Raw genomic sequence first — 24910 nt, forward strand, 5'->3', positions numbered from 1 at the left:
GGCAACCATCATCTATTTGGCGACCACAACACCCTCAGCCCCCCTGGCCCGGGGCTTGCGAAACACCAGCACATTCCCCGCCATCACTGCCACCAAACCGAGCAAGGCCGGCGCCGTCCACTGATAACCCTCGGCCACCGCCGACACATTCAACGCCACCAACGGGAACAGCACCGTGCAGTAAGCTGCCCGCTCCGGCCCCATGCGCCCGACCAAGGTCAGGTAGGCAGTGAAGGCAATCACCGACCCCGGCACCACCAGGTACAGCAGCGAACCGATGTAGCGCGCGTTCCACTCCATGCTGAACGGTACGCCGCTGACCACACAGAACACCGCCAGCATCACCGCCCCATAGACCATGCCCCAGGCATTGGTCGTCATCGGCTTGAGGCCGGCCTTCTGCTGCATGCTCGACAGCATGTTGCCGGCCGAGAAGCACAGCGTGCCCAACAGGGCCAAGCCAAGGCCGTACAGGGTTTCGCGGCTGGCTGCGTGATGCGACAGCTCCGGCCAGAACAGCAGGCCCAGGCCAAGCAGGCCCAAGGCACCACCGCCAAGCACATTGGTGGCGATCTTCTGGCCGAAGAAAATTCGGGCGTTAAGCGCGTTCCACAGTGTGGCAGTTGAGAACACCACCGCGATCAGGCCGCTGGCGATCCACTGGCTGGCGCTGAGGAAGCAGATGAAGTTGACGCAGAACAGGCACAGGCCCTGGGCCAGGCAGATCTGGTGGCCGCGGCGGTTCATGGGTTGCAACTGGCGGGTAATCAACAGGAAAGCAAACAGGATCAGGCCGGCCAGGGCGAAGCGGTAGACGATCGACACCGGGATCGCGACCACGCCTAGCTGGAGTTTCAGGGCGATCCAGGTGGTGCCCCAGATCAGGACGGTGAGCAGGTAGAGTGACAGGTTCATGGCGGCAGTTCCTTGGGCCTTTGGAAATCGGTGCCCGGCGCTTGGCGGGTAAACCCGCCCCCACAGGGATGACCAGTGTTCTTTCGATCGGCCTCTGTCAGCTTGCATAAACTTGCGCTTTTCTTGCGCCGGTAGATGTCACTCGATCCAGTGCGCAGTAGGATGGCAGGCAAGAGGACCCGCCAATGACGCCACTCAACCAGCTGCAAGTGTTCAACGCCATGCATGCCTCGCCCCACGCCAGGCTGGAGCTGAGCGCGCACCTGGGTGACGGCTTGGCGGCGGCGTTGTGGAGCAACCGTGACGATGCCCGCGACTACCAGGCGCCCAGCCATCACACCCTGTCGTGCTACATCGCCGACGGCACCGGCACCTACCGCCGCCAGCGCCCGGCCGACAAAGGTGCACCCGACAAGCTGTGCGTGATGCCGGCCGGGCAGGAATCGAACTGGGTCGTCAATGGCGCGATCCGCCTGGCGCACCTGTATGTCAGCGAGGCGCAGTTCGCCTTGGGCTGTGTGCGTCTGCTCGACCGGGAACCGCGCGAGCTGCAACTGCAGGAAGCGACCTTTCTGGACGACCCGCAGCAAGCTGCACGCTTTCGTCAATTGATCCAGTTGGACTGGGACGAGCCCAGTGAGCGCCTGCTGGCCAGCAGCCTCGCGCACGAGATCGTTGACCATGCGCTGCTCAGCCAGGTCGGGTTGCGCCAAGGCCTTCGCCTGAAAGGCGGGCTGGCGCCAAACCTGCGCCGGCAAATGGTCGACTACATCGAGGCACACCTGGACCAGCCCATCACCCTGGGCGAGCTGGCGCTGCGCTGCAACCTGTCCGAATACCACTTTGCGCGCATGTTCCGCGCCAGTTTCGGGCTCCCGCCGCACCAGTATCTGCTGGCCCGGCGGCTGCACCGGGCGTGCCAGCTGTTGCGCCTGGGCGTGTTACCGCTGGGGGAGATTGCCTTGTTGTGCGGGTTTGCCAGTGCCAGCCATTTCAGCAACCGATTTCGACAGGCCTTGGGTGCCACACCTGGCGAATACCGCAGCGCCTTTGTCATCTGAAACCGGGGCCGCTCTGCAGCCCCCGATGACCTAGAACTCGAAGGTGCTCGACAAACTTACCTGCCGCGCATCGCCTACCGCCACAAAGTACTGGTTCACCGCCGAGCTGTAATAAACCTTGTCGAACAGGTTCTTCACGTTCAGCTGCAGGCGCACGTTGTGTTCGTCGAGTTTGGTTTCATAAGTGGCAAACGCATCGGCAACGGTATAGCTCGGCAGGTCGAAGGTGTTGGTCGAGTTACCAGAACGTTCGCCTACATAACGGGCGCCGGCACCGAAGCGCAGCCGGTCCCCCCCGAACAGGCTGCCAAAGTCATACACCGCCGACAGCGAGCCGCTGTGCCGGGCCACGTTCTGCAGGCGGTTGCCCTGAAGATCAGGGTCCTTGGTTACCTTGGCATCGGTCAGTGCATAACTGCCGATCAGGCTCCAGCGCTCGCTGAGCTGGCCGGTCACATCGAGTTCCACACCGCGTGAACTGACCTCACCCGCATTGCTGTAGACCGTCTCGCTTGTGATGGCGTCAATGTTCGAGACCAGTACATTGCGTTTGGTGATATCGAACAACGCCAGGGTGCCCGTGATGCGGCCCGGCATGTCGAGCTTGGCGCCCAGCTCCCACGACTTGCCCTCCTCAGGTGCCACCGAGGCGTCGAGCACAACATTGCCGGTCAGCGGCGCGATGGTCGAGTTGGGCTTGAACGACTCGCTGTAGCTGCCATAGAACGAGAGCTGGTCGTCCACTTTGTAGACGATACCGGCGTGGGGGACCCAGGCCTGGCCACTGATGTCGGTATTGGCCTTGAACGGGCGACCGCGGCCAGCGTACTGGTCGTACTGCTGAAAACGCGCACCAGCTACAAGGATCCAGTGCTCATCGAGGTGCAGCGCATCCTGCACGAGCAGCGCATCGGTGCGCAGCTTGTCGGTCTGGTCGCTGTCGCTGGCGCGTACGTTGGAACCCTCCACTTCCTGTCCGTAGACCGGGTCCAGATAACTGAACGTGGACTGTGGTGTCTGGCGGATCAGGTCACCGCGAAAGATCTTGCGGTCTTCATGGTCGATGCCGAACAGCAGGTCATGCTGCATCCCCGCCAGCTCGACATTGCCATTGAGGCTCAGGGTCACGAACTGGTCACGGCTCATGGCATTGTGGGTGCCGTCGATGCTGCGTGTCAGCGTGCCTTGGGTTTCGTTGACGCCGGTCACGCGAACCTGGCTGGCATCGTAGGTCTCACGATTGAAGCTGTAGCCAACGTGCAGCTTCCAGTCATCAGCCAGCTGATGATCGACTTCCAGGCGATACAGGTCGGAACGCCCTTCCATGTCGTTGAACGGCTCATCCAGGCGGCGCGTGGCGGGGATGTTCAGCGGGTGGCCGTTGTTGCCGAACGCGGTGCCACGGTCGAACGGATAGAGAAATTCACGGTGCTCGTAGGCCAGCACCACCTGGGTGTCTTCGCCCAGCCAGGCCAGCGACGGCGCCACCAGCGATTCGCGGTGCACGCCATAATTGCGCCAGTAGTCCTCGTCTTCGTGGTCGACGATCAGGCGGTAGGCGAAGTTGCTGTCACCCAGTGCGCCCGTGCTGTCGAGCCCGCCACCGCTGCCGTTCTTGCCGCTGCCATAGGTCGAGCCGCGCACAGTCAGGGCGTTGTACTGCTGCAACTGCGGACGCTTGCTGACCACGTTGATGACCCCACCCGGGTCCTGGATACCGTACAGCAACGAGGCAGGCCCCTTGAGCACTTCGACCCGTTCGGTGCTGGCGTTGAGGTTGCGACCCTGCACCACGGGCATGCCATCGCGCATGATCGAGCCGTCGCGGTTGTCGCCGAAGCCACGCTTCATCACCGTATCGGACGTGCCGCCGAAGTTGTTGCCCTGGGTAATGCCGCTGACGTTGCTCAGGGCGTCATCGAGGTTGCGCGGGGCCTGGTCGCGGATGACCTGTGCCGGTACCACGTTGATTGCCTGGGGGATGTCCTGGTTCGGCCCCTGCCCGCGCATGATCGAAGCGCTGGCCGGGGGCTGGTAACTGTAGTCGTCCAGCTGCGAGGTCACGGTGGTGGCCTGTAGGTTGAGGGCGGCGGAAGTGTCTACAGGTTCGAGGGTCAGGGTACGTGCGTCGACGCGGCGCCAGGCCAGCCCAACGTTGCCCAGCAGTTGTTGCAGCGCCTGCTCGGCGCTGAACCGACCATTCAGCGCTGGCGCTTGCACGCCCGGCAGTTCGAGGGTGTAGACCACGCTCTGGCCGGTGGTGCGGCTGAAGGCGTTCAGGGCCTGGGCCAAGGGTTGGGCCGGCTGGGCGAAGGTATAGGCCTGCAACTGCTCGGCAGCGCTTGCCAAGGGGGCGACAGCGAAGGCCGGGAGCGCAGCAAGGCCGAACCAGAGAGGAACGCAACGCGGGGAGAACTTCATGGACGCTGACCTGTGAGAGGGTGATTATTGCGAATCAATCGCACTTTCACTCATTACACGGATGCCACGTGCTGTTACCTCACCTGTGCCTGGAAATATTTTTGCTGTGCCGGCCTCTTCGCGGGTAAACCCGCTTCTACAGGGGGGTGGACGCTGTAGGCGGGTTCACCCGCGAAGAGGCCGGCACAGGCAACTACCGAATCAGGGTCAAACGCCCCAACACGGTCTGCCGTGAAAAACCCATCACCTTGCCCAGCGAATCCAGCGCCAGCAGCGGCTCGGCCACCGGGAAGCTGCCGCTGACCTTGCGCTGCCCCAGGTCACCATCGAGCAACAGGATGCGCCCTGGGTAATAACGCCCAAGGTCTTCGATCACCTGCGCCAGCGGCACCTGATAATAGTTCAGCCACCCTTGGCGCCAGGCCAGACGGTTGTCACTGTCCACCGCCAGGGTGTCGCTTACCCTGCCCGCGCTGTAGGTAGCCTGCTGGTTGGCAGTCAGTTCTCGCGCCAAAGTGCCCTGCGCGGGGCTGACGCCCACACGCCCGCTGCGTACCGTCACCTGGGCACCCTCGCCTTGCTCACGCACCTCGAACTGGGTGCCGAGCACCCGCACTTCGCCGCCGGCAGCTTCCACCAGGAACGGCTCACCGGTATGGGTAACCTCGAAGAACGCCGCGCCATGCAGCAACCGCACACGGCGCTCACCCTGGGCGAAATCGACCGCAATGGCGCTACCGGCATCAAGCGTCACCTGCGACTGGTCGGCCAAGGTCACCTGGCGAATCTGCCCGGCACTGCTGTAGTCCGCCTGCAGGTCCTGCAACCAGTACCCCGGGTGCCAACCACCAGCGACGCCCACGGCCAGCACCAGGCAGGCTGCCAACGCCAACCCTGCCACCCGCCGCCAGCCGCCACGCGCCGGTGGTCTGGCCATGGCATCGAGGTAGCGCTGCAGGGCGTCCTGCTCTTCGTCCGCCAGCCGCGCCGCCGGGGCGGCGCTTTTCTGCCACAGCACCTGGGCCTGTTCGTAGGCTGCGCGGTGCGCGGGGTCGGCCAGCAACCAGCGCTTGAATGCCGCCCCTTCGGCTTGCCCGGGTTGCCCGTTGATCCGGTTGAACCATTGCAGGGCAGCCTGAAACTGCGCCTCGGTGATCGGCGGTAAACGGCTCATCGACGGGCGCTCCCTGGCCGGCGTGGGGTGGACGCGGGCTCGGCAACACTCGCCTTGCACGCTTCAAGGGCGCGCATCATATGCTTTTCCACGGCGCTCTGTGACAGCTGCATGGCTTTGGCGATCTCGCTGTACTTGCAGCCGTGAATGCGGTTGAGCAGGAAGATCTGCCGGGTGCGCTCGGGCAAGGCACGCAAGGTGGCCTCGATACGCTGCAAGTCATGGTCGACCTCCACGGCCTGCTCAGGGGCCTGGGCCAGGCTCGCCTCGTTCACCGGCACAGCGGCTTCGGCCACGCGTTCGCGGCTACTTTCGCTGCGCAGGTGGTCTATGGCCAGGTTGCCCGCACAACGCAACAGGTAAGTGTCCAGCGCCTCGACCTTGACCTCGGGGCGACGCCAGAAACGCAGGAACAACTCCTGGACCAGGTCCGAAGCGGTGGCGCGGCAGCCGACCCGACGGCTTACCAGCGCCTCCATACGCGCACGCTGGGCCTGGAACACCTGAACGAAACGTGCACGTGCGCCTGCGCCTGCGCCTGCGCTGTCAGCGTGAGGCTCGATGATATCCCCTGGCTCACTCACGGGGGTCACACGGCAAACACGGCGAGCATCGGGCCCAGCACCACGCTGACGGCGGCCAGGCCCAGCAGCAGACGAGGCTGGTACGGCAGGCCGAACACCCACAGTGTTACCCCGGCCATCATCACCGCGGTCCACTCCACCAGGCCGAGGGCCCAGCCACGCTGGTGCACGCTGAGCACCAGCGACAGTATCAGCAGCAGCCAACCTGCGACACGCAACAGGTGCAAGTGGCGCGGGCGCGGCTTGCGCCCGAGCAAGTCGCTGAAGTGCTTTTCCATCGCCAGGCACAGGGCAACGAAGCCTGCAAAGGCGATCAGTGCGTTACCCAGCATCAACTCGCCCCCACCGTTTCAATGCTCGGCTTTTTTGTCGCACGCGCGGCGCGCTTGGCTACGGGCGTGGGGCTGGCCAGCATCTTGCGGGCCAGCCAGGCCAGAAACAGGCCGGTCCCCAGGGCTGTCAGATCGAAGCCGGCCATGGCCCAGTCACCCTCCAGTACCGAATGGTTCAAGCCCCGGTCAGTCGTCAGGCCATTGAGCAACGGCAGCAGGGCGAAGGCCAGCGCACCCAGCGCCAGTTGCTCGCCCCAGGCCTTGCGCCCGCTACGCAGCACGGCGTGCACCAGCGACAAGCCCCAGACGATGAAGAAAGCATTCACTTCCCAGTCAGCCCGGCCTTCGACAGCCAAGGGCACCAGGCGGTTGGCCCAGAAGAAGCCCGCCACCGCCAGCAACAAGCCACTCATGCTGGCAATATTGAGCACCTCGACCAAACGCAGCTCACCTGGCATATGCCCGTTCCTGGCGTGCTTGAGCTGGCGCTTGCCCAGCCACATCACCAACCCGGTACCAATCACTGCAGTACCGGCCACGCCAAAGAAGAAATACAGCCAGCGCAGCCAAGGCCCGGCGAAGTTACCCATGTGCAGCCCGGCGAAACTGAAGGCGGTCATCATTACTCCGCTCTCTGGCTTGCCCTGGCTCAACAGCGCACCACTGGCCCCATCGAATGTCCAGTTGGCACTACGCCGATAGGCCACGTGGTCGGCTGCCGATTGGGTGAAGGTGACGCGGGCATTGCTGTCGCCCGGGTTCTGCACCTGGATGTTGCCGACACGCGCCCCCGGCTGCAGCTCCTGCACCTTGGCGTACAGGCTCGGCAGCGCTACCAGCGGCGTGGCCACCTGGGCCGCCTTGGGCGCATCGTTGCGGCCAAACAGGTCGTTGAAGTACTTGTCGGTGTCATTGCCGTAGCTGGCCATGATGCCCGCCGGCATCACCATGTACATGAACAGCACCAGGCTGCTGTAGCTGATCATCAGGTGGAACGGCAGCACCAGCACGCCGATGGCGTTGTGCCCGTCCAGCCAGGAACGCTGCCCCTTGCCAGGGCGGAAGGTGAAAAACTCCTTGAAGATCTTCTTGTGGGTAATGATGCCGGTGACCAACCCCAGCAGCATGATGAAAGCGCAGAACGTCGAGAGCCAACGGCCAACCGGGTAAGGCATCTGAAGCTGGAAGTGAAAGCGGTAGAAGAACTCACCACCGCGGCTGTCACGTGCTGCCACCGGCTGGCCGGTCTGGGTATCGAGGGTTTTTCTGACAAAGCCACGTGGGCCGCCGCTGGGGTCGCGGTAGCCCACACTCAAGGCGGCCTCCCGTTCGTTCGGCAGGCGAATGAACCAGGTACGCGAATGCCCTGCATTGTCCTGCAGGTAACGTTGAGCGACAGCCAGGCTATTGATCGGGTCCAGGGCATGGCTGCGCACTTCAGGCTGCGACCAATGAGTGATTTCTTCCTTGAAGTACGACAGCGTGCCGGTCAGGAAGATGGCGAACAACAGCCAGCCGAAGATCAGGCCAGTCCAGGTGTGCAGCCAGGCCATGGCCTGGCGGAAGCCTTCTTTCATGCGTTCTTCATCCAGTAGGCAACGCCGCTGATCAGGCCCAGCAGCAGGCTTGGCGCCAATACGCCCAACCAGGCGCGACAGGCGCTGCGGCAGGCAAAACACCAGATAAACGCCAGCAGGTAGAAGACGAATGACAGCAGCAGGCCGGTGAGCGTGGCATCGACCTTTGGCAGTGGGGCCAGCAAGGCAATACAGACGCTCGCGAGGGACGCCAGCAGATAGCCACCCAGCAACGCGGCAAGGCTACGGGAGGTCACGGCCAGGCGATAGCTGAGGGGAAGGCCGGCGGTTTTGCGCGTCATGGCGGGGTCCGGGCGTTTTAAAGGCTGCAATAATAATGATTTCAATTCTCATAAGCAAAGCCCAGAATCCTCTCCCCGTTTGGCCACGATAGCGGCACGTCGCAGCCCGCCAATCTGCAACAAGAAATTTATTTTCCAAAAGGGCTTGAATTCGTCTCGCGCTTGCCTGACCTTAGAGTCAAGAGGCGCAGAAATTCCAAGGGTCTCAAGGACCTGAGCGCGTCTCCATGCGAGCAAGCTGAATAAGGATTGAATCATGCAAATCCAGGTCAACAGCAGCAACGATTTCGACGGTAACGCCCGCCTCGACCAGTGGGTCCGCAGCACACTGCAGAACTCGCTGGAACGTTACGAAGAAGACCTCACCCGCATCGAGGTTCACCTGCGCGACGAGAACGGCGTCAAGCCCGGACCGCATGACAAACGCTGCCAGATGGAGGCTCGCCCGAAAGGCCACCAACCGATTTCCGTGACCCACACCGCCACTTCGCTGGACCAGGCAGTCGACGGTGCCGCCACCAAGCTCAATCACGCGCTGGAACACTTCTACGGCAAGCTGCGCAGCAAGCGCGGCGTCTTGGAACTGAGTGACCCGGACGCCTGATCGCACCAATGAAAACGCCCGGCCAAGTGCCGGGCGTTTTCATTCAAGGCCTCCCTCAATTCACTATCCTCAGCTTGGGTACGGGGAACAGGTTCTCCAGTGTATTCAGCAAGCGCGCGTGATAAAGCGGCTTGCGGAAAAAATCCACCACCTGCAAGTGCAGTAATTCGCTGACGTCATCCAGCTCAGCCTGCCCGGACACGACAATCACTGGCAGGTGCTGGCGGGCCGTATGGTCGCGCATGCGCCTGATCAAACCGATACCACTTTCCTCCGGCATACGCAGGTCGGTGATGACCAGAGCAACGTCCGGATGACGGGTAAGTTGTTGCAAGGCAGCTTTTGCCGATGTCGCGGTCAAGCAAGCGAAGCCTTCGTTCTCGAGAAGTTCGGTCAGCTCCAGCAAAGCGTCCTGCTCGTCATCCACCAAGAGGATCTGCTGGCGCGGGAAAGCGTTCGAGTTCGACATGGCGTTGGCTCCTGCTCCCCGGTCAAAGGGCATCTTTGATCGTGGTGAAGGTGGTGTTGACGGCCGTGGAGATGTCCCCGACGAAGGCGGCAAGCACCACTGCGACCATCGTCGCGATGACCGCATATTCGATACCGGACGCACCGTCCTTGCGATGCAGGAAGTTCATGCAGTGCAGAATGAACAGTTTCATGTCTCAGCTCCTTGCGGCACATGCCGGCGATTGCGATATCAAAGTGACACCCATTTGCCATCAAAGAATTGCCAAGCTGAGGCGGACTGCAAATGTATTAAAGGATTAATTACAAAGTATTAGCTCAAGAGGATTAACACCCGCAAAATTGCTAACTGTCTGTATTGCCTCGACTTAATCACACGCCCCCCAAAAAAAACCTCTCACGCATGGCAAATGGCGATGACTGCGCTACCGTTCTATAGCGAAATGATGACTTTTTGACATCAGTCGATGCGTGCAGGGAGGCCGAGATGAGCAGTCGCTTGACCCTATGCCTGGCTGCGTTCTTCCTGCTGGCAGCACTGTTGGCAGGCTACTGGGGTGTGGTGCTGAGCCGCCCTGCGACTGCGCCCGCACCGGCTACCCCTACGGCCCAACAACCGATTGCAGCCATCGCCCCACCGCCCACCACCCCACCGGAGCCACCGCGTACTGCCGTTGTCGTACTGCGCAAGGCTTTGCCAGCCAATACGCCGGTCACTCAAGACGATGTGCTGATCGAACGCCTGCAGGTTGCCCCCGCAGGGGCCTACCAGCAAACCGCGCAGGTAATCGGGCGCACCAGCGCCAGGCCGCTTGCAGCAGGCACCTGGCTGGATGAGTTCAGCTTCCAACCCGGCGGGCCGCTGGCGCGGATGATCCGCACCAGCGAGCGGGCCGTGGCAGTCGGAGTGGACGAAGTGGTCGGCGCCGCCGGCCAACTGCGCCCGGGCGACTACGTAGACGTATTGCTGTTCCTGCGTGAAGAGCCGAACAACCCGCAATCCTCCGCCCAGGTGGTGCTGCCGGCCTTGCGCGTACTCAGTGTTGGCGAGCAGACGGGCCTGGCCAACGACGGCCGCCCGGCGCAGACCGCCGAAGAGCAAAAGGCCCGGCGCGAACAAGCCAGCCTGAGCCATGGCATGGGGACGCGCACCGTGGCGCTGGCAGTGCCCGAGGCCTTGGTCAGCCGTTTGATGCTGGCTGCCCAGGCCGGTACGTTGCGCCTGGCCGTGCGCAGTGCCGATGAACAACGCCTGGCGCGGTACTGGAACGAACCCGATGCCAAACCGCAGGTCGACGCCGCCAACCGCGAACTCTACCGTTTCAGCCAGCTATCCCAGTCGCCGGTGGCCAACGCTGCCAGCCTGGCGACCAGTAAACCCAAACCCGCCATGCACATCATCCGTGGCGCACAGGCTGACGATACGAATAAAAACCCCTGACCTGGCAAGGATGCAGCGATGCGTAGTTCCTTTTTGAGACAAGCATGTTGTACCGGGCTGCTGGCCGTGCTGTTGCCCCAGGCCCAGGCATCCGGCAAAGCCTGCGAGGCGTTCAATCAACTGCCCTCGGTCATCGAGATAGACCAGGGCCTGCAGCAGGAACTGCGCCTGCCACTGGCGATCAGCCGGGTTGCCGTAGGCGAACCCAAGGTGGCTGATGTGCAGGCCAGCGGAGAGCGCGGCGTGGTGATTACCGCGGTGGGCCAGGGTAATACCACCCTGATGCTGTGGACAGCATGCGCCCCGTCACCGCACCGTGCCATGGTGTTCGTCAAAGGCCGGGCCAGTGCCGACATGGCGCAAGACAGCTTTTTGCCGTCGCAGGATGCGCAACTGATCAGCCAGGTGCAGGCCGACATCCGTTTCGTGGAAGTACGCCGCACCAAATACAAGGAGGCCGGTGCACGGCTGTTCTTCAAGGGGTCGAACAACAGCCTGATCGGCTCGCCGGGTACCGTACCGAATACTGTCGTGCGACCTGATTATGTACCGGGAATACAGACAGGTGAGAACCCGGTTACGTATGCGGATGTGCGTCCAGGTATCCCCCTCGACGACACCGTCTTCAACATCGTCTGGGGCGGCGGCAGCAGCCGCTTCCTGGCCATGATCAACGCTCTGGAAAACAGCGGCTTCGCTTATACCCTGGCGCGCCCGAGCCTGACCGTGCTCAGCGGCCAGACAGCAAGCTTCCTGGCAGGCGGTGAAATTCCGATCCCGGTGCCCAGCGCAGGCAGCGACAACGTATCGATCGAATACAAAGAGTTCGGCGTACGTCTGGCGCTGACACCAACCATCATTAGCCCAGGCAGGATCACACTCAAGGTGGCGCCAGAGGTCAGCGAACTGGACTACAACAACGTGGTAACCATCGCCGGCACACAGGTGCCGGGTTTGACGGTAAGGCGCACCGACACCAGCATTGCCCTGGCCGATGGCGAAAGTTTCATCATCAGCGGCCTGGTCAGCAACAACACGCGTTCCGCAGTAGACCGGCTACCCGGCCTGGGCAGCCTGCCGATACTGGGTGCGTTCTTCCGCAACTCGGCCATGCGCCGCGAAGAAACCGAACTGCTGATGATCGTCACTCCACACCTGGTCCAGCCCCTGGCGGCCAACGCACGGCTGCCAGAACTGCCGGGCGAGAACCTGCGCAACTACGACCCCAGCTGGGGGCGCCTGTTTTTCCTCGAGAACGGCAACTTCGATGGCAAGGGCGGATTATCCCAATGAACGAGAGCCTGAACCCCACCTTCCTCGCCATCACCCGCAACGAAGAGGACCTCCACTGGCTACAGGGCGCACTGGCGCCGCAAGGCCAGGTAATCGGGGCCAGTGCCGGCAGCCTCGACGAGTTGCTGGCACTGGTCAATGCCACCTACAGCAACCTGATGTTCATCGGCCTGGACCGCGAACAGCTGGTCAGCCAGTGCGCCTTGATCGAGGGGGTGCTGGAGGCCAGGCCGATGTTGGCAATCGTCGCCCTCGGCGATGGCATGGACAACCAACTGGTGCTGCATGCCATGCGCGCAGGCGCCCGCGACTTCGTCGCCTATGGCTCACGCGCCAGCGAGGTGGCCGGGCTGGTGCGGCGCCTGGGCAAGCGCATGCCGACGGTGGCCAGCAACCCCAGCCTTGGCGGGCTTACGGTGCTGTTCGGCATACAAGCCAATGCGGACGGGGCATTGCTCACCACCCACCTGGCCCGCGTAGTGCAGGAAAGCGGCCAGCAAACCCTGCTGCTGGACCTGGGCCTGCCGCGTGGCGACAGCCTGGCGCTACTCGGCCTGGAGGCTTCGTTCTTCTTCGGCGACGCCCTGCGCCACTTGCGCCGCCTCGACACCACACTGATCGACAGCGCATTCACGCGTGACAAGAAGGGCTTGCGCCTGCTGACCTACGCCGAGGCCGATGAACCGCTGCAACAAACCAGCGCCGCCGAGCTGTACATGCTGCTGAGCGCTTTGCGCCAGCACTTCCAGCACATTGTCGTGAACCTGACCGGGCATGCCGACAGCGAGGCCCTGCGCACGTTGGTGAGCCATTGCGACAAACTGATTGTCTACACCGACCAGAATATCCTCGACTGCCGGCGCAACCTTGAAGTGCTCGACCTGTGGCGTGACAACGGCATGAAGCTGGAACACGCCAGCTTGCTGGTCGACCGCTACCTGGGCAACGTTGCCCCCGACGCCGACACCCTCGCCAAACGTTACGGGCTGCCCTTGCTCAAGGCCATCCCTTGTAGCCCCGAAGTACGCCTGAACGTGAAAAACCAGGGCCTGAGCCTGTTCGAACTGGCCCCGCGTGAAAGCCTCACTCAAGCCCTGCGCAGCCTGGGTGAGCGCCTGGCACAGCGCTCGGAAAACCTCGCACCACCAGGCTTCACCTGGCTGCGTCGGCTTTGGGGCAACAAATGAGCAATGACCAACCCTTTGGTGGCCAGCAACACGCCTCGGGCGACCCCTACGCGCTAAAGCGTGCCCTGCACCGCTTTGCCATCGACGCCATCGAGGACAGCGGCCGCAACCTGCTGGAAGGCGCGCGGCCAGCGCTGACCCAGTTCGTGCTGGAGCAGGTGGGCGATTACGTCGCGCGCCTGCACCTGGCCATGTCGCGCTACGAAATGGAGCGCCTGGCCGAGGAGCTGGTGGATGAGCTGACCGGTTTCGGCCCGCTGGAAGTGTTGCTGCGTGACCCCACCGTCACGGAAATCCTGGTCAACGGCCCCCACCGGGTGTTCGTGGAGCGGGCGGGCCTGCTGCAACAGACCGACCTGCGCTTTATCGACGCTCACCATGTGGAACGGGTGATGCAGCGCATCCTCGCACCGCTCGGCCGACGCCTGGACGAATCCTCGCCAATGGTCGACGCGCGCATGCCCGACGGCAGCCGGGTGAATGCGATCATCCCACCTGTGGCATTGGACGGCCCGTGCCTGTCGATCCGCAAGTTCCGCCAGGACATGCTCAAGAGTGCCGACCTGCTGGCCACCCGCGCCATCGACCAGGCCATCTTCGACTTCTTCGAGCGCGCCGTGGGCAAACGTTGCAACATCCTGGTCAGTGGCGGTACCGGCACCGGCAAGACCACCCTGCTGAACATCCTCAGCCAGATGATCGCGCCCCGCGAACGCCTGGTGACCATCGAAGACGTCGCCGAACTGCAACTGCACCACCCCCATGTGGTGCGCCTGGAAACTCGCCCGCCGAATGCCGAAGGGCATGGCGAAATCAAGGCCAGCGAACTGATCCGCAACGCCCTGCGCATGCGCCCCGACCGCATCATTCTGGGCGAGATCCGCGGCAGCGAAGTGCTCGACGTGCTCACGGCGATGAACACCGGCCACGATGGTTCGATGAGCACGGTGCACGCCAACTCCGCGCAGGATGCGCTGCTGCGCCTGGAAACCCTGGTCGGCCTGAGCGGTCGGCAGATTGCCGAAAAGACCTTGCGGCAAATGGTCTGCGCGGCGCTGGATGTGGTGATCCAGCTGACCCGCCTGCCCGATGGTCGACGTTGCGTCAGCGAGGTGCTGGAAGTGATCGGCGTGCGCGATGAGGTGTACGTGACCAACACCCTGTTCCGCCTCGATCGGCGCGGCGGCGATACCTTTCTGCGCGAAGCACCTAACCCGGCGGGCAGCAAGCTGCGCGCAGAGGGCGTGCTGTGACCGGCCCCCTGCTGCTGGCGCTGTCCCCGCTGTTGATGGGCGTCGCCCTGCTGCTGTTGCGCCGCGGCCTGTACAAGCGGCAAGAAGAGCGCATCCTGCAACGCCTGGGGCGGGCGTTCAGCATCGTGCGCAATGGCACCGCCCGGCGCGAATGGCTCGACGCGCTGCTGCAGCGCGCTGGCTTGGGGGCTGGCGACATCGAGCCACAGCGCTGGTTGCTGGCGTGGCTGGGCGTGGTGGTGCTGGCGCTGATCACCGCCGGCTGGGTGGCCGCCTTGATGCTGCTGGTCGGCCTGCCAACCCTTGCGTACCTGATCCTGAGCTGGCAAAGCCGCCGGCAGATGCGGCAAATCGTCGACCAGTTGCCTAGCCTGCTGGACTACAGCGTGCGCAGCCTCAAGGCCGGCCGCACGCTCAATGATGCAGTGCTGGGCGGTATCGACAGTAGCCGCGATCCCCTGCGCTCAGCCATGGCGCGTGTGCGTCGCAACGTACAGTTGGGCGTGACGCTGGAGGATGCTGTGAGCGAGCTGGCCGAACTGCACAAACAGGACGAACTGCGGCTGTTCGCCCTCGGCTTGCGCATCAACCAGCGCTACGGCGGCAATGCCAGCGAGCTGATGGAAAACCTGATCAAACTGATCCGCGAGCGGGAACAAGGGGCGCGTCAGCTCAAGGCGATGACCGGCGAAACCCGCATCACCGCAATCATTCTCGGCTCGTTGCCGCTGGCGATGGTCGGTTACTTCCTGATGGCCAACCCGCATTACCTGCTGACCATGTGGCGGGACAGCAGCGGCCAGATGATGCTGTTGCTGGCCTTTGCCCTGCAGGTGCTCGGCTGCCTGGTGCTGTGGCGAATGATGAGGAGCCTGTGACCATGGCCTTGCTGATCTGCACTTTGTGCCTGTTCATCGCTGCCTGCCTGTTTGGCCTGCAGGCTGTTCGCCAATGGCGCGCACGAGTACTGGTGGCCCGACGGCTGCAAGGGCGGCTGACCCGCGACGAGCGCCTGGGGGACTGGTTGCACTGGCTGGGCAGCAGTCCGTGGGGGCAGCGCCTACAGAGATTCGACGGCGAAAGCCAGGCCCTGCTCGAACGTATCGGCTGGCGCCGCAGCCGCCAGCGTGCCCTGTTTGCCGCTGTTCAGCTGGGCCTGCCGCTGCTGGCCGTGGCAATGACGCTGCTGCTGCAACAGGTGTTCAAGGGCAGCGCCGCAGCCGGCTGGCTGGTCTGGCCATCGTGCGCGCTGGGCGTAGGTTACCTGCTGCCCAAGCGACTGCTGGCCGTGGCTGCGGCACGTCGCCAGCAGCGCATTGCAGAAGAAGTCAGCCTGCTGATCCCCTTGCTGCGGATTTTATTCGAGACCGGCCTGGCCGTTGAACAGGCACTGCGCGTGCTGAGCCAGGAAGGCCGGACGCTGATCCCGCACACCAGCGCAGAGTTGCGCCAGGTGCTGCAGCGGGTGGACTCAGGCATGGCGCTGGGCCCGGAGCTGGAAAAGGTCGCCCAGTTGCTGGCTGTGGATGAGTTCACCGATACCTGCGTGATCCTGCGCCAGTTGCTGACACAGGGCAGTGGCGCGATGAAGTCGTTGCAGGCACTGAAGGCGCTGCTCGACGACCGTCGCCTGACCCGCCTGCAAGAACGGGTGTCGATGATGTCGGCAAAGATGTCGGCAGTGATGATGGTGTTCCTGTTCCCGGCCTTGCTCATTGTCCTTGCCGGCCCGGGTTTCTCTGCATTGGCGCGGGCGTTAAGCCCATGAGGACTGATTGATGAAGACAATCCTGTTGTGCGCAAGCCTGGTGTTGTTGACCGGATGCGCCGGGCAGCAGCCGGAAGGCCTGCGCCAGTTGTTCGCTACCGCCAGTTGCAGCAAGCCAGACGCCGACCAGCAACTGTCACTGAACCTGGCAGACGAAATGCTCAACGACGGGCGCCCGCACGCCAGCCTTGCCCACTTGCAGCAACTGCCGGACACCTTCGAACAGGTTCGCCTGCGCAAGGCCAAAGTGTCACGGCTGCTTGGCCTCGGCGAAGCCGAGCCCTTGTACCGCAGCCTGCTTGGCGGTTGCCTGGCCGCCGAAGGCGAACATGGCCTGGGCCAATTGGCCTCAGCCCGGGGCGACGACGTCCAGGCCCTGCAGCACCTGCAACGCGCAGTACGGCTTGCGCCTACCGACGAACGGGTGCGCAACGACCTTGGCGTGGTCTTGATGAACCTGGGGCGCTATGAGCAAGCTCGCTTCGAGTTGCTGACGGCCATTGAACTGAAGGACGACAACACGCTGCCTGCGGTCAACCTGGTGACCTTGGCGCTGGTGCAGGACAACTGGCAACAGGCCACCGACCTGGTATACCGGCTGCAGCTCAAAGCTGGGCAGTTTGCCGAAGCCCAGGCGCGGGCCAGCAAGATCAAGGCCGGCGGCCGAGGCCCGATCGCGTCGACCAGGGCCCAGGACATGATGGTCAATTGATACGCGGAGGTGATCATGATCAGGTATGTGATGGTACTGGCCTGCTGCGTTGGCAGCGCGACGTTACTGGCCGAGGAAAACCCGCACCATCCCCCTCTGGACGAGACGGCGACCGAACGGCTGCTGCGCTTGCAGTCCAGCGGTGAGCAGGCATCCAGGCACCTGCAGGTGCAAACCGCGCGGGAGCGTGACCAGTCCATGCAGCGCTGGCTGGATACCTACAAGTACGAAATCCCCGACTTCTACCGCTGGACAAAGATGGCAGAGCGAAACAACTGACTCGCTGACTTAGCGGGGGCTCTGTGGGCTGGGCAATCGCCTACAGATTCTTTGCATACCTTGAAGATGTTTAGCCAACCCAGGCCAGCGAAACGGCAAAGCCTGCCAGCAAGCAAGGCGCAAACGGCCTTTTCTCCCCTGGCTGGCGTGACCTGCGCCGTACCATTTGCCATACAACCATTGCCACACCAGCGCCAATGAACGTGCCGAGTACGTGGTCCAGGCTGGTGGCCAGGGCAAGCGCGCCGAGCAGCTTGACGTCGCCAGCCCCGAACTGGCCGAGCATGTAGCCGGGCAGCGTCAGTAGCAGGACGATGACGAAAGCAAGCGCTGCATCGCTGCCCTGAGCACCTAGCCAACTGTGCCCGGTGGCCAGCAACCAGGCCAGCGCACAGGCAGCAACCCCCAGCGTCAGGACATTGGAAATCTGCCGCTCCCAGGCATCCTGCCCAGCGCACAAGACCAGCCAGACAAGCACTGCAAGGCTATGCATAGGCAAATGGCCATCCCTGTTCGACGATCGGTTCTATGCTGTTACTCAGGATTCATGGTCAGGGTAGACGCAATCATGAAAGCAGGCCCGGCAAAACGGCAAAAAGGCGCAGCGGCCATTGAGTTCGCGGCCGTATTCATGATCTTTTTCGCGGTGTTCTACGGCCTGGTCAGCTACACCCTGCCCATGCTGATGCTGCAGTCATTCAACCAGGCCAGCGCCGAAGCCGTGCGCCGCTGCGTGGCCCTGGACCCGGACAGCGCCAGCTACAGCGCCGATGTGCAGACCCTGGCCCACCAGGTCATCAGCCAACAGTTGCAGTGGATGCCCGCCGCGTTCGACTTCCAGCCCGCCAGTGATACCCAGGTGACCCTGGGCGCCGACAAATTGCTGACCGTGACCATCAACTACCCCAAAACGAAACTGAACAACGTGCTGCCTATGCTGGTACTGCCGCTGATCGGTGAGGTGCCGCGCCTGCCCGATCGCCTAAGGGCCGAAGCGAGCTTGCAGCTATGAGCGGCTTGTTCGATCGCTGGCTGGGTGACCAGGCCACCGCGCAGGTAGCGCCCACCCCGCAAGCGGTGGGGCTGCAACTCTGGCTGGATGACCTTGGGCATGTGTTGCGCCTGGCCGGTCCCCTGCGCACGGTGCTGCCTGCGAGTTCGCACAGTGCCCCCCGTGTGCATGACTACCTGCAACGGCACAGCTGGCTGGTACTTGAAGGCCCCCCTGCCGACTGGCAGGGGCAACCGCTGGACCTTGACTTCACGACCGTGCACGGCCCTGCCCTGCACACCCGCGGCTGGCTCCAGCGGCAGGGCGACGGCTGGCTGCTGCAGCTGTTCGATATCGGTGACCTGCTGGGGGAACTCGAGCAACAAGACCATCGCCTGACGCAACAGGCGCTGGCAGCGGCGCTTGGCCGCGCCCTACGTGACTGCGACGAAGAACGTCTGATGCTGACGGCCACCGAACAACTGAAGCGCCTGGCCGAGCACTGGCATGCCGGCTCCCTGCGCCTGATGCTGGCGGGCGATTGCGGCTGGTACACCTACACATGCAGCGACAACGACTGGCCCTGGGCCGATGACGAGCGCTTGCGACCCTGGCTGCAAACGCTACCGCCACGGGGTCGAGAAGTGGCTGCTGGAAACTCGCTGTTGCAGCCATCATGTGCCGGCTTGCCATTGCTGGCCGTGCCCTACCTGCACGGCCATACCGTGCAGGCCTGGTTGCTGTGCGCAGGCGCGCAACGGCCACCGGCGAGCGAAACGGTCGCGGCCCTGCTGCAAGCGCTGATCGAACCCCTGCTCAGTCGCCTGCGCCAGCACCAGTTGCGGGAACGTTCACGCCACCTGGATGAACTGCAACAGCAACTGGGGGCAGGCTGGTGGTCATGGCCACTGCAAGGGCCGCTGCAGTTCGACCCGGCGCTGGCCTTGCGCCTGGGCATACCGGCTGAGGCCACCGCCGAGCAATGGTTGGGCCGGGTGCACCCGGCCGATCGTGAAGCCGCACGCATGGCGTGGGAACAACTGCGCGCAGGCATTGCTTTGAACCTGAACCTGCGCCTGCTGCCAGCCAACAGCCTGGCAAGCCCGCGCTGGCTACAGTGGGCAGGCCAGTTGCAAGGCCATCAGGTTCAGGGGTTTGTGCTCGATATCAGCGCGTTGAAGGACCAGGAACTGCAGGCCGGAGCCGCGCGCGCCCGGCTCGAAAACCTGATCGCCAGCTCGCCCGCGGTGATTTACATCCAGCGCTATGCCGAAGGTGCACTGCACAGTGAATTTTTCAGCGCCAGCCTGATGCCATTGCTGGGCTGGCCCAGAGACAGTGACCTGGCGCGCCACCCTGCTCAGGCAGTGCATCCCGACGACCACCCGACGTGGCTCGAACGCACCCGCACCCTGCTGCGCGATGGCCAGGTGCGCAGCCGCTACCGCCTGCGCGATCACCTTGGCGCCTACCACTGGATACTGGACGAAGCCCGCCTGCTGCGTGACGACCTGGGCCAGCCTGTGGAGGCTGTGGGGCTGTGGCTGGACGTCAGCGAATTGACCGAAACGGCCGAGCGGGTGCGCCAAAGCGAAGAGCGCTACCGGGTGCTGGTAGAAGACTCGCCGGCCATGATCTGTCGCTATCGCCCAGACCTTGAGCTGCTGTTTGGCAACCACCCGCTTGCCGAACAGCTGGAATGCACGCCGCAACAATTGACGGGCATGAACCTCGGTCAGTGGCTGTCCGACAGCCAGCGAGCGGCCTTCCTCCAACGCCTCTCGATGTTGACGCCGACCCAGCCGTTGGCCAGTGCTGAAATCTGCCTGCAATTGCCCGGGCGCCGAACATCCTGGTGGGTGTGGGCCGAGCGTGGCCTGTTCGATGAGCACGGGCAGTTGCAGGAAGTGCAGGCGGTGGGACGCGACAACACAGCAGTACGCCACAGCCAGCAACAACTGCTACAAGGGGCCAAGATGGCCACGCTGGGCGAATTGGCTACGGGCTTCGTGCATGAAATCAACCAGCCGTTGACTACCATGCGCCTTGCGCTGGTCAATACCCTCAAGCGCCTGGAAAGTGGCGTGGTCGATGCCGAGTATGTGGCGGGCAAACTGCAGCGGATCGATGCCCAGGTCGATCGTATTGCGCGCTTGGTCGAGCATCTGCGCACCTATGGGCGCCGGTCCGAGGTCGAACAGCAAGTGTTCGCCGCCTGGGTGGCGGTGCAGGGTGCGCTGGGGTTGCTGGCTGAGGGGTTGGGCAGCAAAGGTGTAGCCTTGCATATCGAAGAGCCAGAACTGTGTCCGGAAGTACTGGGCCATGAGGACCAGCTCGAACAGGTCCTGATCAACCTGCTGGTCAATGCCCGTGACGCGCTGCTCGAACGGCGGGTTGCCAGGCCGCGGATCAGCGTGAGCCAGCGCGTCGAGGAAGGGCACCTGTGCCTGGTGGTGGAAGACAACGGCGGCGGCATCGAGCCACGCCTGCTCGAACGCATCTTCGAACCATTCTTTACCACCAAGGCCGCCGGAGCGGGCACCGGCTTAGGCTTGTCGGTAAGCCACAGTATCGTCGAGGCCATGGGCGGCAGGCTGGAAGCACACAACAGCAACGAAGGTGCGTGCTTCCAGGTTTGGTTGCCCGTCTACAGCGCCAACTGAGCACGGCCGCCGGAGCAACTGAGGTTGGCCCCGACCTCGGCATTGACCAGGTCTATGCCGAGGACCTTGAGTAACACATTGACCAAGGGGTCGAGCAACGGGCTGAGCAGATTTTTGATCAGGGGTTCGACGATGCCTTTGACGCCGCCAAGGACGTTGCCGACGATTACCAGTACTTCGCCGAGGCCACTGTTGGCAGTGGGCTTGTAGGCTTCCAGCTGTATTCCCAGCAGCGTGTCGGTGAGGCTGCCGACAACGTTGTTGTTGGCGGGTTGCATGCTCTGGTAAGCCGAGGGAAGGCCAATGTTCGGTGGCGTGCTGTTGGGGGCCTGGAACACCAGCGGGCGTTCGACCGCTCCGCTGCCCAGCACCGTGCTGTTGACGCGCAGGCCGAGACCGCCTGCGGCAAAAGGTATACGAGCCAGGCAAGTGCCGATACCCAAGATCTGGCTACAACGCTTGGTACCGATATCTACCAGCGGCAGCGGTTTGACCACAGTAGTGCCACCAGTGAAGAACGCATCCACCGACTCAAAACGCCCCACCGCCACCTTGGCGGCTGAACTCTGAGTCTGTGTCGTCAAACGCTTGGGTGAGCAACTGAAGGTTTCTGGCGATAACGGGTTGAGCCTCGTCGTCGCTTCTGCCACCTCAAGACCGATGTCCAGCGACAACTTATCCGGGACCAGGATTATATCGGTGACCGTACATGGCACGCCGACCAGGCATAGCACCGATTGCAATGTACTGGCGAGGTTCAGGCTGAGCAGATTGTTAAGCACACTGGTTATCGGCCCGACGAGGTCCAACACTGCATTGAGCAACCCAAGCACCGAGTTGAGCAGAGGCAAGTCCAACGAGATCATCGCCCGCACCTGAGCGGTATGCACCCGCAACTCATCTGTACGCGGGTCTCCCACCGCAGAAATCTGCTGGGGTTCGATCACCTTCAGCCGCACCCGACCATTGACCAGCCCCAGCACGTTGATTGGCAAGTCCACCGTTGCTGCACTTTCGCTGACCGCCAGCTGGATTACCCCCTGCACCAGTTGCAGCAACTGAATACTGGCATCCAGCCCGGCCTGCGCCGTGCCGTTCTGAATATCGAGCAAGTCCCCAAGTTGCAGCAGCGTACTGTTGCTGGCGCCCAGTGCCACCTTGCCCAGATTGGTTACCACATCTGCCGCCGCACCGCTCTGCTGCAGTACCTTTACCGCCGCTTGCAGCAACTGCGTAGCAGTGGCGTCGGCAGTGAGCAGTTGCTGATAGTCGCCTGCCTTGAGGTCAAGTTCGACGGCCAGTTGGTCAAGGTAGCTGAGCAGATTCAGCTGAGTACTGGCGATGCCTTGCCAGCCGGCCACATCAAGCTGAACCGCACCGCCCAGGGCGCCGTGCAGTGCATTTAGCAGAACCGACTGCCGCGAGTCGACGGTCGCCAGCGTGGTACGAATACTCAACATAGCCTGCGGCGGCAGGGGCGACGATGCCACCGCATGTGCATGCAAGGTTGTGGTCAACGGCAATCCACTGCCCTGCGCCAACGTGTAGACCCCCGCAGCAACACTGGTGGGCACCGTGTTGCTCACATCCACCCGGATGGCTTCATTGCGATCGTTGTCACTGGTGAAGGTACGCAAGCTGTTGGCGCCGGTCTGCAGGTACCCGCAACTGGCCGTGAGCGGGTTGCTGGCCGCATGGCCGTTGCGTGTGGCGGCAGTCCGGGCAATCACGGTGGCTTGGGGACCGCTGCCGGTACACACGGCAAACTGGCCTGCCGCCTCCAGCGCCGACATGTCGGCAATGCGCTGCAGCTTGCGCTGCTCAAGAAAAAGCCGGCCGCTGTCGATCACCACCAGCATGAACAACAAGGCCAGGCCCAAGGTAACCACCGCCATGAGGCCGATTGCGCCACGCTGGCGGGCTGCAGATGAGGGAACCACGGGCACTCCTTTGCCGGCCATTGGCCATGCGTCGCGGCTGCGATTCCAGGAGTGTAGTTGCGATAATGGCCAATTGCCTGCCAGGAACCAACCTGATGGTGGCCGGTCAACTTCAGCAGATACCTTTTTACAGGCACCCAGCCATGAACAACCCTTTCGACCGAATCAGTGCTGCATTCGCCCCCGAATACCGGGTCAACCTGAGCATTACCAACCTTGACGGCAGCATCATGCTAACCCTGTCCGACGACGCCGGCGTGGTCGCCAAGCGCCTCATCACCCAGGCCCAACGCAACGACCCGGTGCGCCTGCAACGGGTGATCGACAGCATCCGCCTGGGCCTTGCGATCGAACTCGGCCAGAACCCCATGCAAGTGCTGGCCGCGCTGACCCGTGACGTCCGTCACGAGCCGCGCCATTCCGTTGCCAACTGAGGGCTACTTGCCCTCCTCCACTGCCTTGCCGTTGGCGTCCAGCACCTTGGTCGAGGGGTAGCGGTACGAGGCGTAGCGCACCACCAGGATCGAGAACGCCAGCAGCAGGATGCCGCCGCACAGGTACAGCAGCCCTTCGTCCGGTGCCTTGTGGTGCGAAACATCGCCGATCAGCAGGCGAGTGAGCGCGGTGATTGCCACGTACAGCAGGAAGCGGATCGGCATGTGGTTGGTCTTGACCGTTGGAGCTAACATTTTTTCCGTTGCGTGCCCCAAAATCTCCCACCATTCCGAACACGCGATTCACAAGAGCACTACTTTTTCTCGGCAGCCAACCTCTGAAAGCAAGCATCATTGACATAAAGACATCCTTATGATGGCATGAGGCCATTGCGGATAAATGAAAAATATAAGGAGCATAAAATGGCTGGAGGCGAGAGAGCAGGAATTGCGGCGATTGCAGTGAAAGTGGCGAACGAACTACTTCCTTGGCTTAAATGGAATTATCACAACCCTCCTGATCAAAATTTTAACTGTTTGCAAGTCACTAAACACAAGCAATCAAAAACAGAGCCTGATGACACTTCAGAGCAGAAGCACAACCATCCGACAGATGTAGTTTATTCATACATTGATCCTTACACGGAGAAAACTGTAGCGATCAATACTGACCTGAAAAGCTATGCAAAAAACTCCATCACACAATCCAGCATCAGAAAATCACTAAAATCGCTGGCACATACTATTGACTGTGCACGCTACAGTGATGAATGGAAGGAGAGATACTCACTAAGCGAAGAAGACATTGAAATCCGAGGCATGCTATTTGTTTACAATCACGACGGCGGTTGGGACAATAATTTTTATGATGTTTTTTACGGAAAAAAGAACCCAAGAAGATCCAAAAGCTCTCACGAAAATGAGAATGACATAAACATATCAAATATCGACCTCCAAGCAAATCAGCAAATCCACATTTTAGAACCAAAGACCATAAAATATATAAAAACCGTTTTCGACGACCTTGAAAAACTCGATTCAAGATCAGAATTCAATCGAAAAAGCTATCAGTTCTTTTATCCTGACCTTAACCTGCACAAAACTAACAACTCGCCCATCAACCGCCCTGCTACTCTCGAACTGATTTCCGCTCCATTTATGATCATCGAGTATCAAGGAGATGTGCTTTACAACGGAAATCAAGAAGAAGTAAAGCGTGTCGATCCCGGATACAAGATCTATTACAAAGAAAAAATTGAAAGTTGGAAAGAGATTTTCTTCCTTCTTGATTCACTATCAAACTATCAAATGCTTAACAGCAATAAAAAAATATCTGTAAGAGCAATTGCACAAGACCAAGGCGAGATGGCTCAAAATCATTTCAGAACTGCCGTACAAGAATACATAAAAAAATGGGGTAAAAATGAAGTACTTACAGGAATAAGCTTTGAACTGATTCCTACAGTCAGTGACACATTTAGCACACAAGAAATCGAATGCGAGTGGTGACC

General features: G+C 61.9%; 26 protein-coding genes. 14 read left to right on the plus strand and 12 right to left on the minus strand.

The genetic code is table 11. The features are described from left to right. Window positions 1-12: 12 nt before the first annotated feature. Entirely contained in the window at window positions 13-915 is a 903-nt protein-coding gene (locus tag ACF8GF_RS16445) for a DMT family transporter (RefSeq protein WP_176682569.1), read from the minus strand. A gap of 185 nt (window positions 916-1100) precedes the next feature. Between ACF8GF_RS16445 and ACF8GF_RS16450 the strand changes: the two genes are divergently transcribed. Then, window positions 1101-1976, plus strand: coding sequence for a helix-turn-helix domain-containing protein (locus ACF8GF_RS16450; RefSeq protein ID WP_176682568.1), 876 nt, complete (start codon window positions 1101-1103; stop codon window positions 1974-1976). A gap of 30 nt (window positions 1977-2006) precedes the next feature. Here the strand turns inward: ACF8GF_RS16450 and ACF8GF_RS16455 are convergent, their stop codons facing one another. The 6 genes from ACF8GF_RS16455 to ACF8GF_RS16480 all read right to left on the minus strand — a co-directional run bounded on the left by ACF8GF_RS16455 (window position 2007) and on the right by ACF8GF_RS16480 (window position 8366). Next, complete coding sequence (locus ACF8GF_RS16455) at window positions 2007-4397, minus strand: TonB-dependent siderophore receptor (RefSeq protein WP_392488670.1); 2391 nt, start codon at window positions 4395-4397, stop codon at window positions 2007-2009. Window positions 4398-4590: 193 nt separating this feature from the next. Beyond that, a complete protein-coding gene (locus tag ACF8GF_RS16460) occupies window positions 4591-5571 on the minus strand; it encodes a FecR domain-containing protein (protein ID WP_176682566.1) in 981 nt (326 codons plus the stop codon). Then, window positions 5568-6155 (minus strand): RNA polymerase sigma factor, encoded by a 588-nt coding sequence (locus ACF8GF_RS16465; protein WP_392488671.1) that lies wholly within the window; start codon window positions 6153-6155, stop codon window positions 5568-5570. Before ACF8GF_RS16465 ends, ACF8GF_RS16460 begins: the two co-directional genes overlap by 4 nt. A 5-nt stretch (window positions 6156-6160) precedes the next feature. Then, window positions 6161-6487, minus strand: a complete 327-nt coding sequence (locus ACF8GF_RS16470; protein ID WP_176682564.1) for a DUF3325 domain-containing protein — start codon at window positions 6485-6487, stop codon at window positions 6161-6163. After that, complete coding sequence (locus tag ACF8GF_RS16475) at window positions 6487-8064, minus strand: PepSY domain-containing protein (RefSeq protein ID WP_176682563.1); 1578 nt, start codon at window positions 8062-8064, stop codon at window positions 6487-6489. Before ACF8GF_RS16475 ends, ACF8GF_RS16470 begins: the two co-directional genes overlap by 1 nt. After that, window positions 8061-8366 carry a DUF3649 domain-containing protein gene (locus ACF8GF_RS16480; protein ID WP_176682562.1) on the minus strand — a complete coding sequence of 102 codons (306 nt, stop codon included), beginning with the start codon at window positions 8364-8366 and terminating at the stop codon, window positions 8061-8063. Before ACF8GF_RS16480 ends, ACF8GF_RS16475 begins: the two co-directional genes overlap by 4 nt. A gap of 256 nt (window positions 8367-8622) precedes the next feature. Between ACF8GF_RS16480 and ACF8GF_RS16485 the strand changes: the two genes are divergently transcribed. Continuing rightward, window positions 8623-8970, plus strand: coding sequence for an HPF/RaiA family ribosome-associated protein (locus ACF8GF_RS16485; RefSeq protein ID WP_176682561.1), 348 nt, complete (start codon window positions 8623-8625; stop codon window positions 8968-8970). A 55-nt stretch (window positions 8971-9025) separates the two neighbouring features. On the opposite strand, the gene ACF8GF_RS16490 is transcribed toward ACF8GF_RS16485, so the two are convergent. Both ACF8GF_RS16490 and ACF8GF_RS16495 read right to left on the minus strand, forming a co-directional pair. Beyond that, window positions 9026-9439, minus strand: a complete 414-nt coding sequence (locus ACF8GF_RS16490) for a response regulator (RefSeq protein ID WP_176682560.1) — start codon at window positions 9437-9439, stop codon at window positions 9026-9028. Window positions 9440-9461: 22 nt separating this feature from the next. Continuing rightward, on the minus strand, window positions 9462-9632 hold the full coding sequence (locus tag ACF8GF_RS16495) for a Flp family type IVb pilin (RefSeq protein WP_176682559.1): 171 nt from the start codon (window positions 9630-9632) through the stop codon (window positions 9462-9464). Between the two features lie 293 nt (window positions 9633-9925). On the opposite strand from ACF8GF_RS16495, the gene cpaB reads away from it, so the two are divergent. From cpaB to ACF8GF_RS16535, 8 genes are read left to right on the plus strand one after another with little or no spacing between them, the layout of a single operon-like run. Then, entirely contained in the window at window positions 9926-10879 is a 954-nt protein-coding gene (gene cpaB, locus ACF8GF_RS16500) for a Flp pilus assembly protein CpaB (protein WP_176682558.1), read from the plus strand. A gap of 18 nt (window positions 10880-10897) precedes the next feature. Continuing rightward, window positions 10898-12172: a type II and III secretion system protein family protein gene (locus ACF8GF_RS16505; protein WP_176682557.1), complete on the plus strand. Its 1275-nt coding sequence runs from the start codon at window positions 10898-10900 to the stop codon at window positions 12170-12172. Further along, window positions 12169-13359 (plus strand): pilus assembly protein, encoded by a 1191-nt coding sequence (locus ACF8GF_RS16510; RefSeq protein WP_392488672.1) that lies wholly within the window; start codon window positions 12169-12171, stop codon window positions 13357-13359. The genes ACF8GF_RS16505 and ACF8GF_RS16510 overlap by 4 nt, the downstream gene beginning before the upstream one ends. After that, window positions 13356-14612, plus strand: a complete 1257-nt coding sequence (locus ACF8GF_RS16515) for a CpaF family protein (RefSeq protein ID WP_176682555.1) — start codon at window positions 13356-13358, stop codon at window positions 14610-14612. Before ACF8GF_RS16510 ends, ACF8GF_RS16515 begins: the two co-directional genes overlap by 4 nt. Beyond that, window positions 14609-15490 carry a type II secretion system F family protein gene (locus ACF8GF_RS16520; protein ID WP_392462149.1) on the plus strand — a complete coding sequence of 294 codons (882 nt, stop codon included), beginning with the start codon at window positions 14609-14611 and terminating at the stop codon, window positions 15488-15490. Before ACF8GF_RS16515 ends, ACF8GF_RS16520 begins: the two co-directional genes overlap by 4 nt. Before the next feature lie 2 nt (window positions 15491-15492). Further along, on the plus strand, window positions 15493-16380 hold the full coding sequence (locus ACF8GF_RS16525) for a type II secretion system F family protein (protein ID WP_176682553.1): 888 nt from the start codon (window positions 15493-15495) through the stop codon (window positions 16378-16380). 10 nt (window positions 16381-16390) lie between these two features. Beyond that, window positions 16391-17092 carry a tetratricopeptide repeat protein gene (locus ACF8GF_RS16530; RefSeq protein WP_176682552.1) on the plus strand — a complete coding sequence of 234 codons (702 nt, stop codon included), beginning with the start codon at window positions 16391-16393 and terminating at the stop codon, window positions 17090-17092. 15 nt (window positions 17093-17107) lie between these two features. Continuing rightward, window positions 17108-17371, plus strand: a complete 264-nt coding sequence (locus ACF8GF_RS16535; protein ID WP_176682551.1) for a DUF3613 domain-containing protein — start codon at window positions 17108-17110, stop codon at window positions 17369-17371. 70 nt (window positions 17372-17441) lie between these two features. Here ACF8GF_RS16535 and ACF8GF_RS16540 read toward each other — a convergent pair whose 3' ends face one another. Further along, window positions 17442-17864, minus strand: a complete 423-nt coding sequence (locus ACF8GF_RS16540; protein ID WP_392462150.1) for a prepilin peptidase — start codon at window positions 17862-17864, stop codon at window positions 17442-17444. A gap of 75 nt (window positions 17865-17939) precedes the next feature. On the opposite strand from ACF8GF_RS16540, the gene ACF8GF_RS16545 reads away from it, so the two are divergent. Together ACF8GF_RS16545 and ACF8GF_RS16550 are read left to right on the plus strand one after the other, a co-directional pair. Further along, a complete protein-coding gene (locus tag ACF8GF_RS16545) occupies window positions 17940-18383 on the plus strand; it encodes a TadE/TadG family type IV pilus assembly protein (RefSeq protein WP_176682549.1) in 444 nt (147 codons plus the stop codon). Further along, window positions 18380-21025, plus strand: coding sequence for an ATP-binding protein (locus tag ACF8GF_RS16550; RefSeq protein ID WP_392488673.1), 2646 nt, complete (start codon window positions 18380-18382; stop codon window positions 21023-21025). The genes ACF8GF_RS16545 and ACF8GF_RS16550 overlap by 4 nt, the downstream gene beginning before the upstream one ends. On the opposite strand, the gene ACF8GF_RS16555 is transcribed toward ACF8GF_RS16550, so the two are convergent. After that, window positions 21010-22965 (minus strand): TadG family pilus assembly protein, encoded by a 1956-nt coding sequence (locus tag ACF8GF_RS16555; protein WP_392488674.1) that lies wholly within the window; start codon window positions 22963-22965, stop codon window positions 21010-21012. The genes ACF8GF_RS16550 and ACF8GF_RS16555 overlap by 16 nt on opposite strands. A 143-nt stretch (window positions 22966-23108) precedes the next feature. Between ACF8GF_RS16555 and ACF8GF_RS16560 the strand changes: the two genes are divergently transcribed. Further along, window positions 23109-23399 carry a DUF3509 domain-containing protein gene (locus ACF8GF_RS16560; protein ID WP_176682547.1) on the plus strand — a complete coding sequence of 97 codons (291 nt, stop codon included), beginning with the start codon at window positions 23109-23111 and terminating at the stop codon, window positions 23397-23399. Between the two features lie 3 nt (window positions 23400-23402). Here the strand turns inward: ACF8GF_RS16560 and ACF8GF_RS16565 are convergent, their stop codons facing one another. After that, window positions 23403-23654 (minus strand): phosphate-starvation-inducible PsiE family protein, encoded by a 252-nt coding sequence (locus ACF8GF_RS16565; RefSeq protein WP_392462156.1) that lies wholly within the window; start codon window positions 23652-23654, stop codon window positions 23403-23405. A gap of 168 nt (window positions 23655-23822) precedes the next feature. On the opposite strand from ACF8GF_RS16565, the gene ACF8GF_RS16570 reads away from it, so the two are divergent. Then, complete coding sequence (locus tag ACF8GF_RS16570) at window positions 23823-24908, plus strand: hypothetical protein (RefSeq protein ID WP_392462158.1); 1086 nt, start codon at window positions 23823-23825, stop codon at window positions 24906-24908. Window positions 24909-24910 lie beyond the last annotated feature (2 nt).

It is taken from the genome of Pseudomonas sp. yb_5 (assembly GCF_043103865.1).
Classification (GTDB): Bacteria; Pseudomonadota; Gammaproteobacteria; order Pseudomonadales; family Pseudomonadaceae; genus Aquipseudomonas; species Aquipseudomonas putida_Y.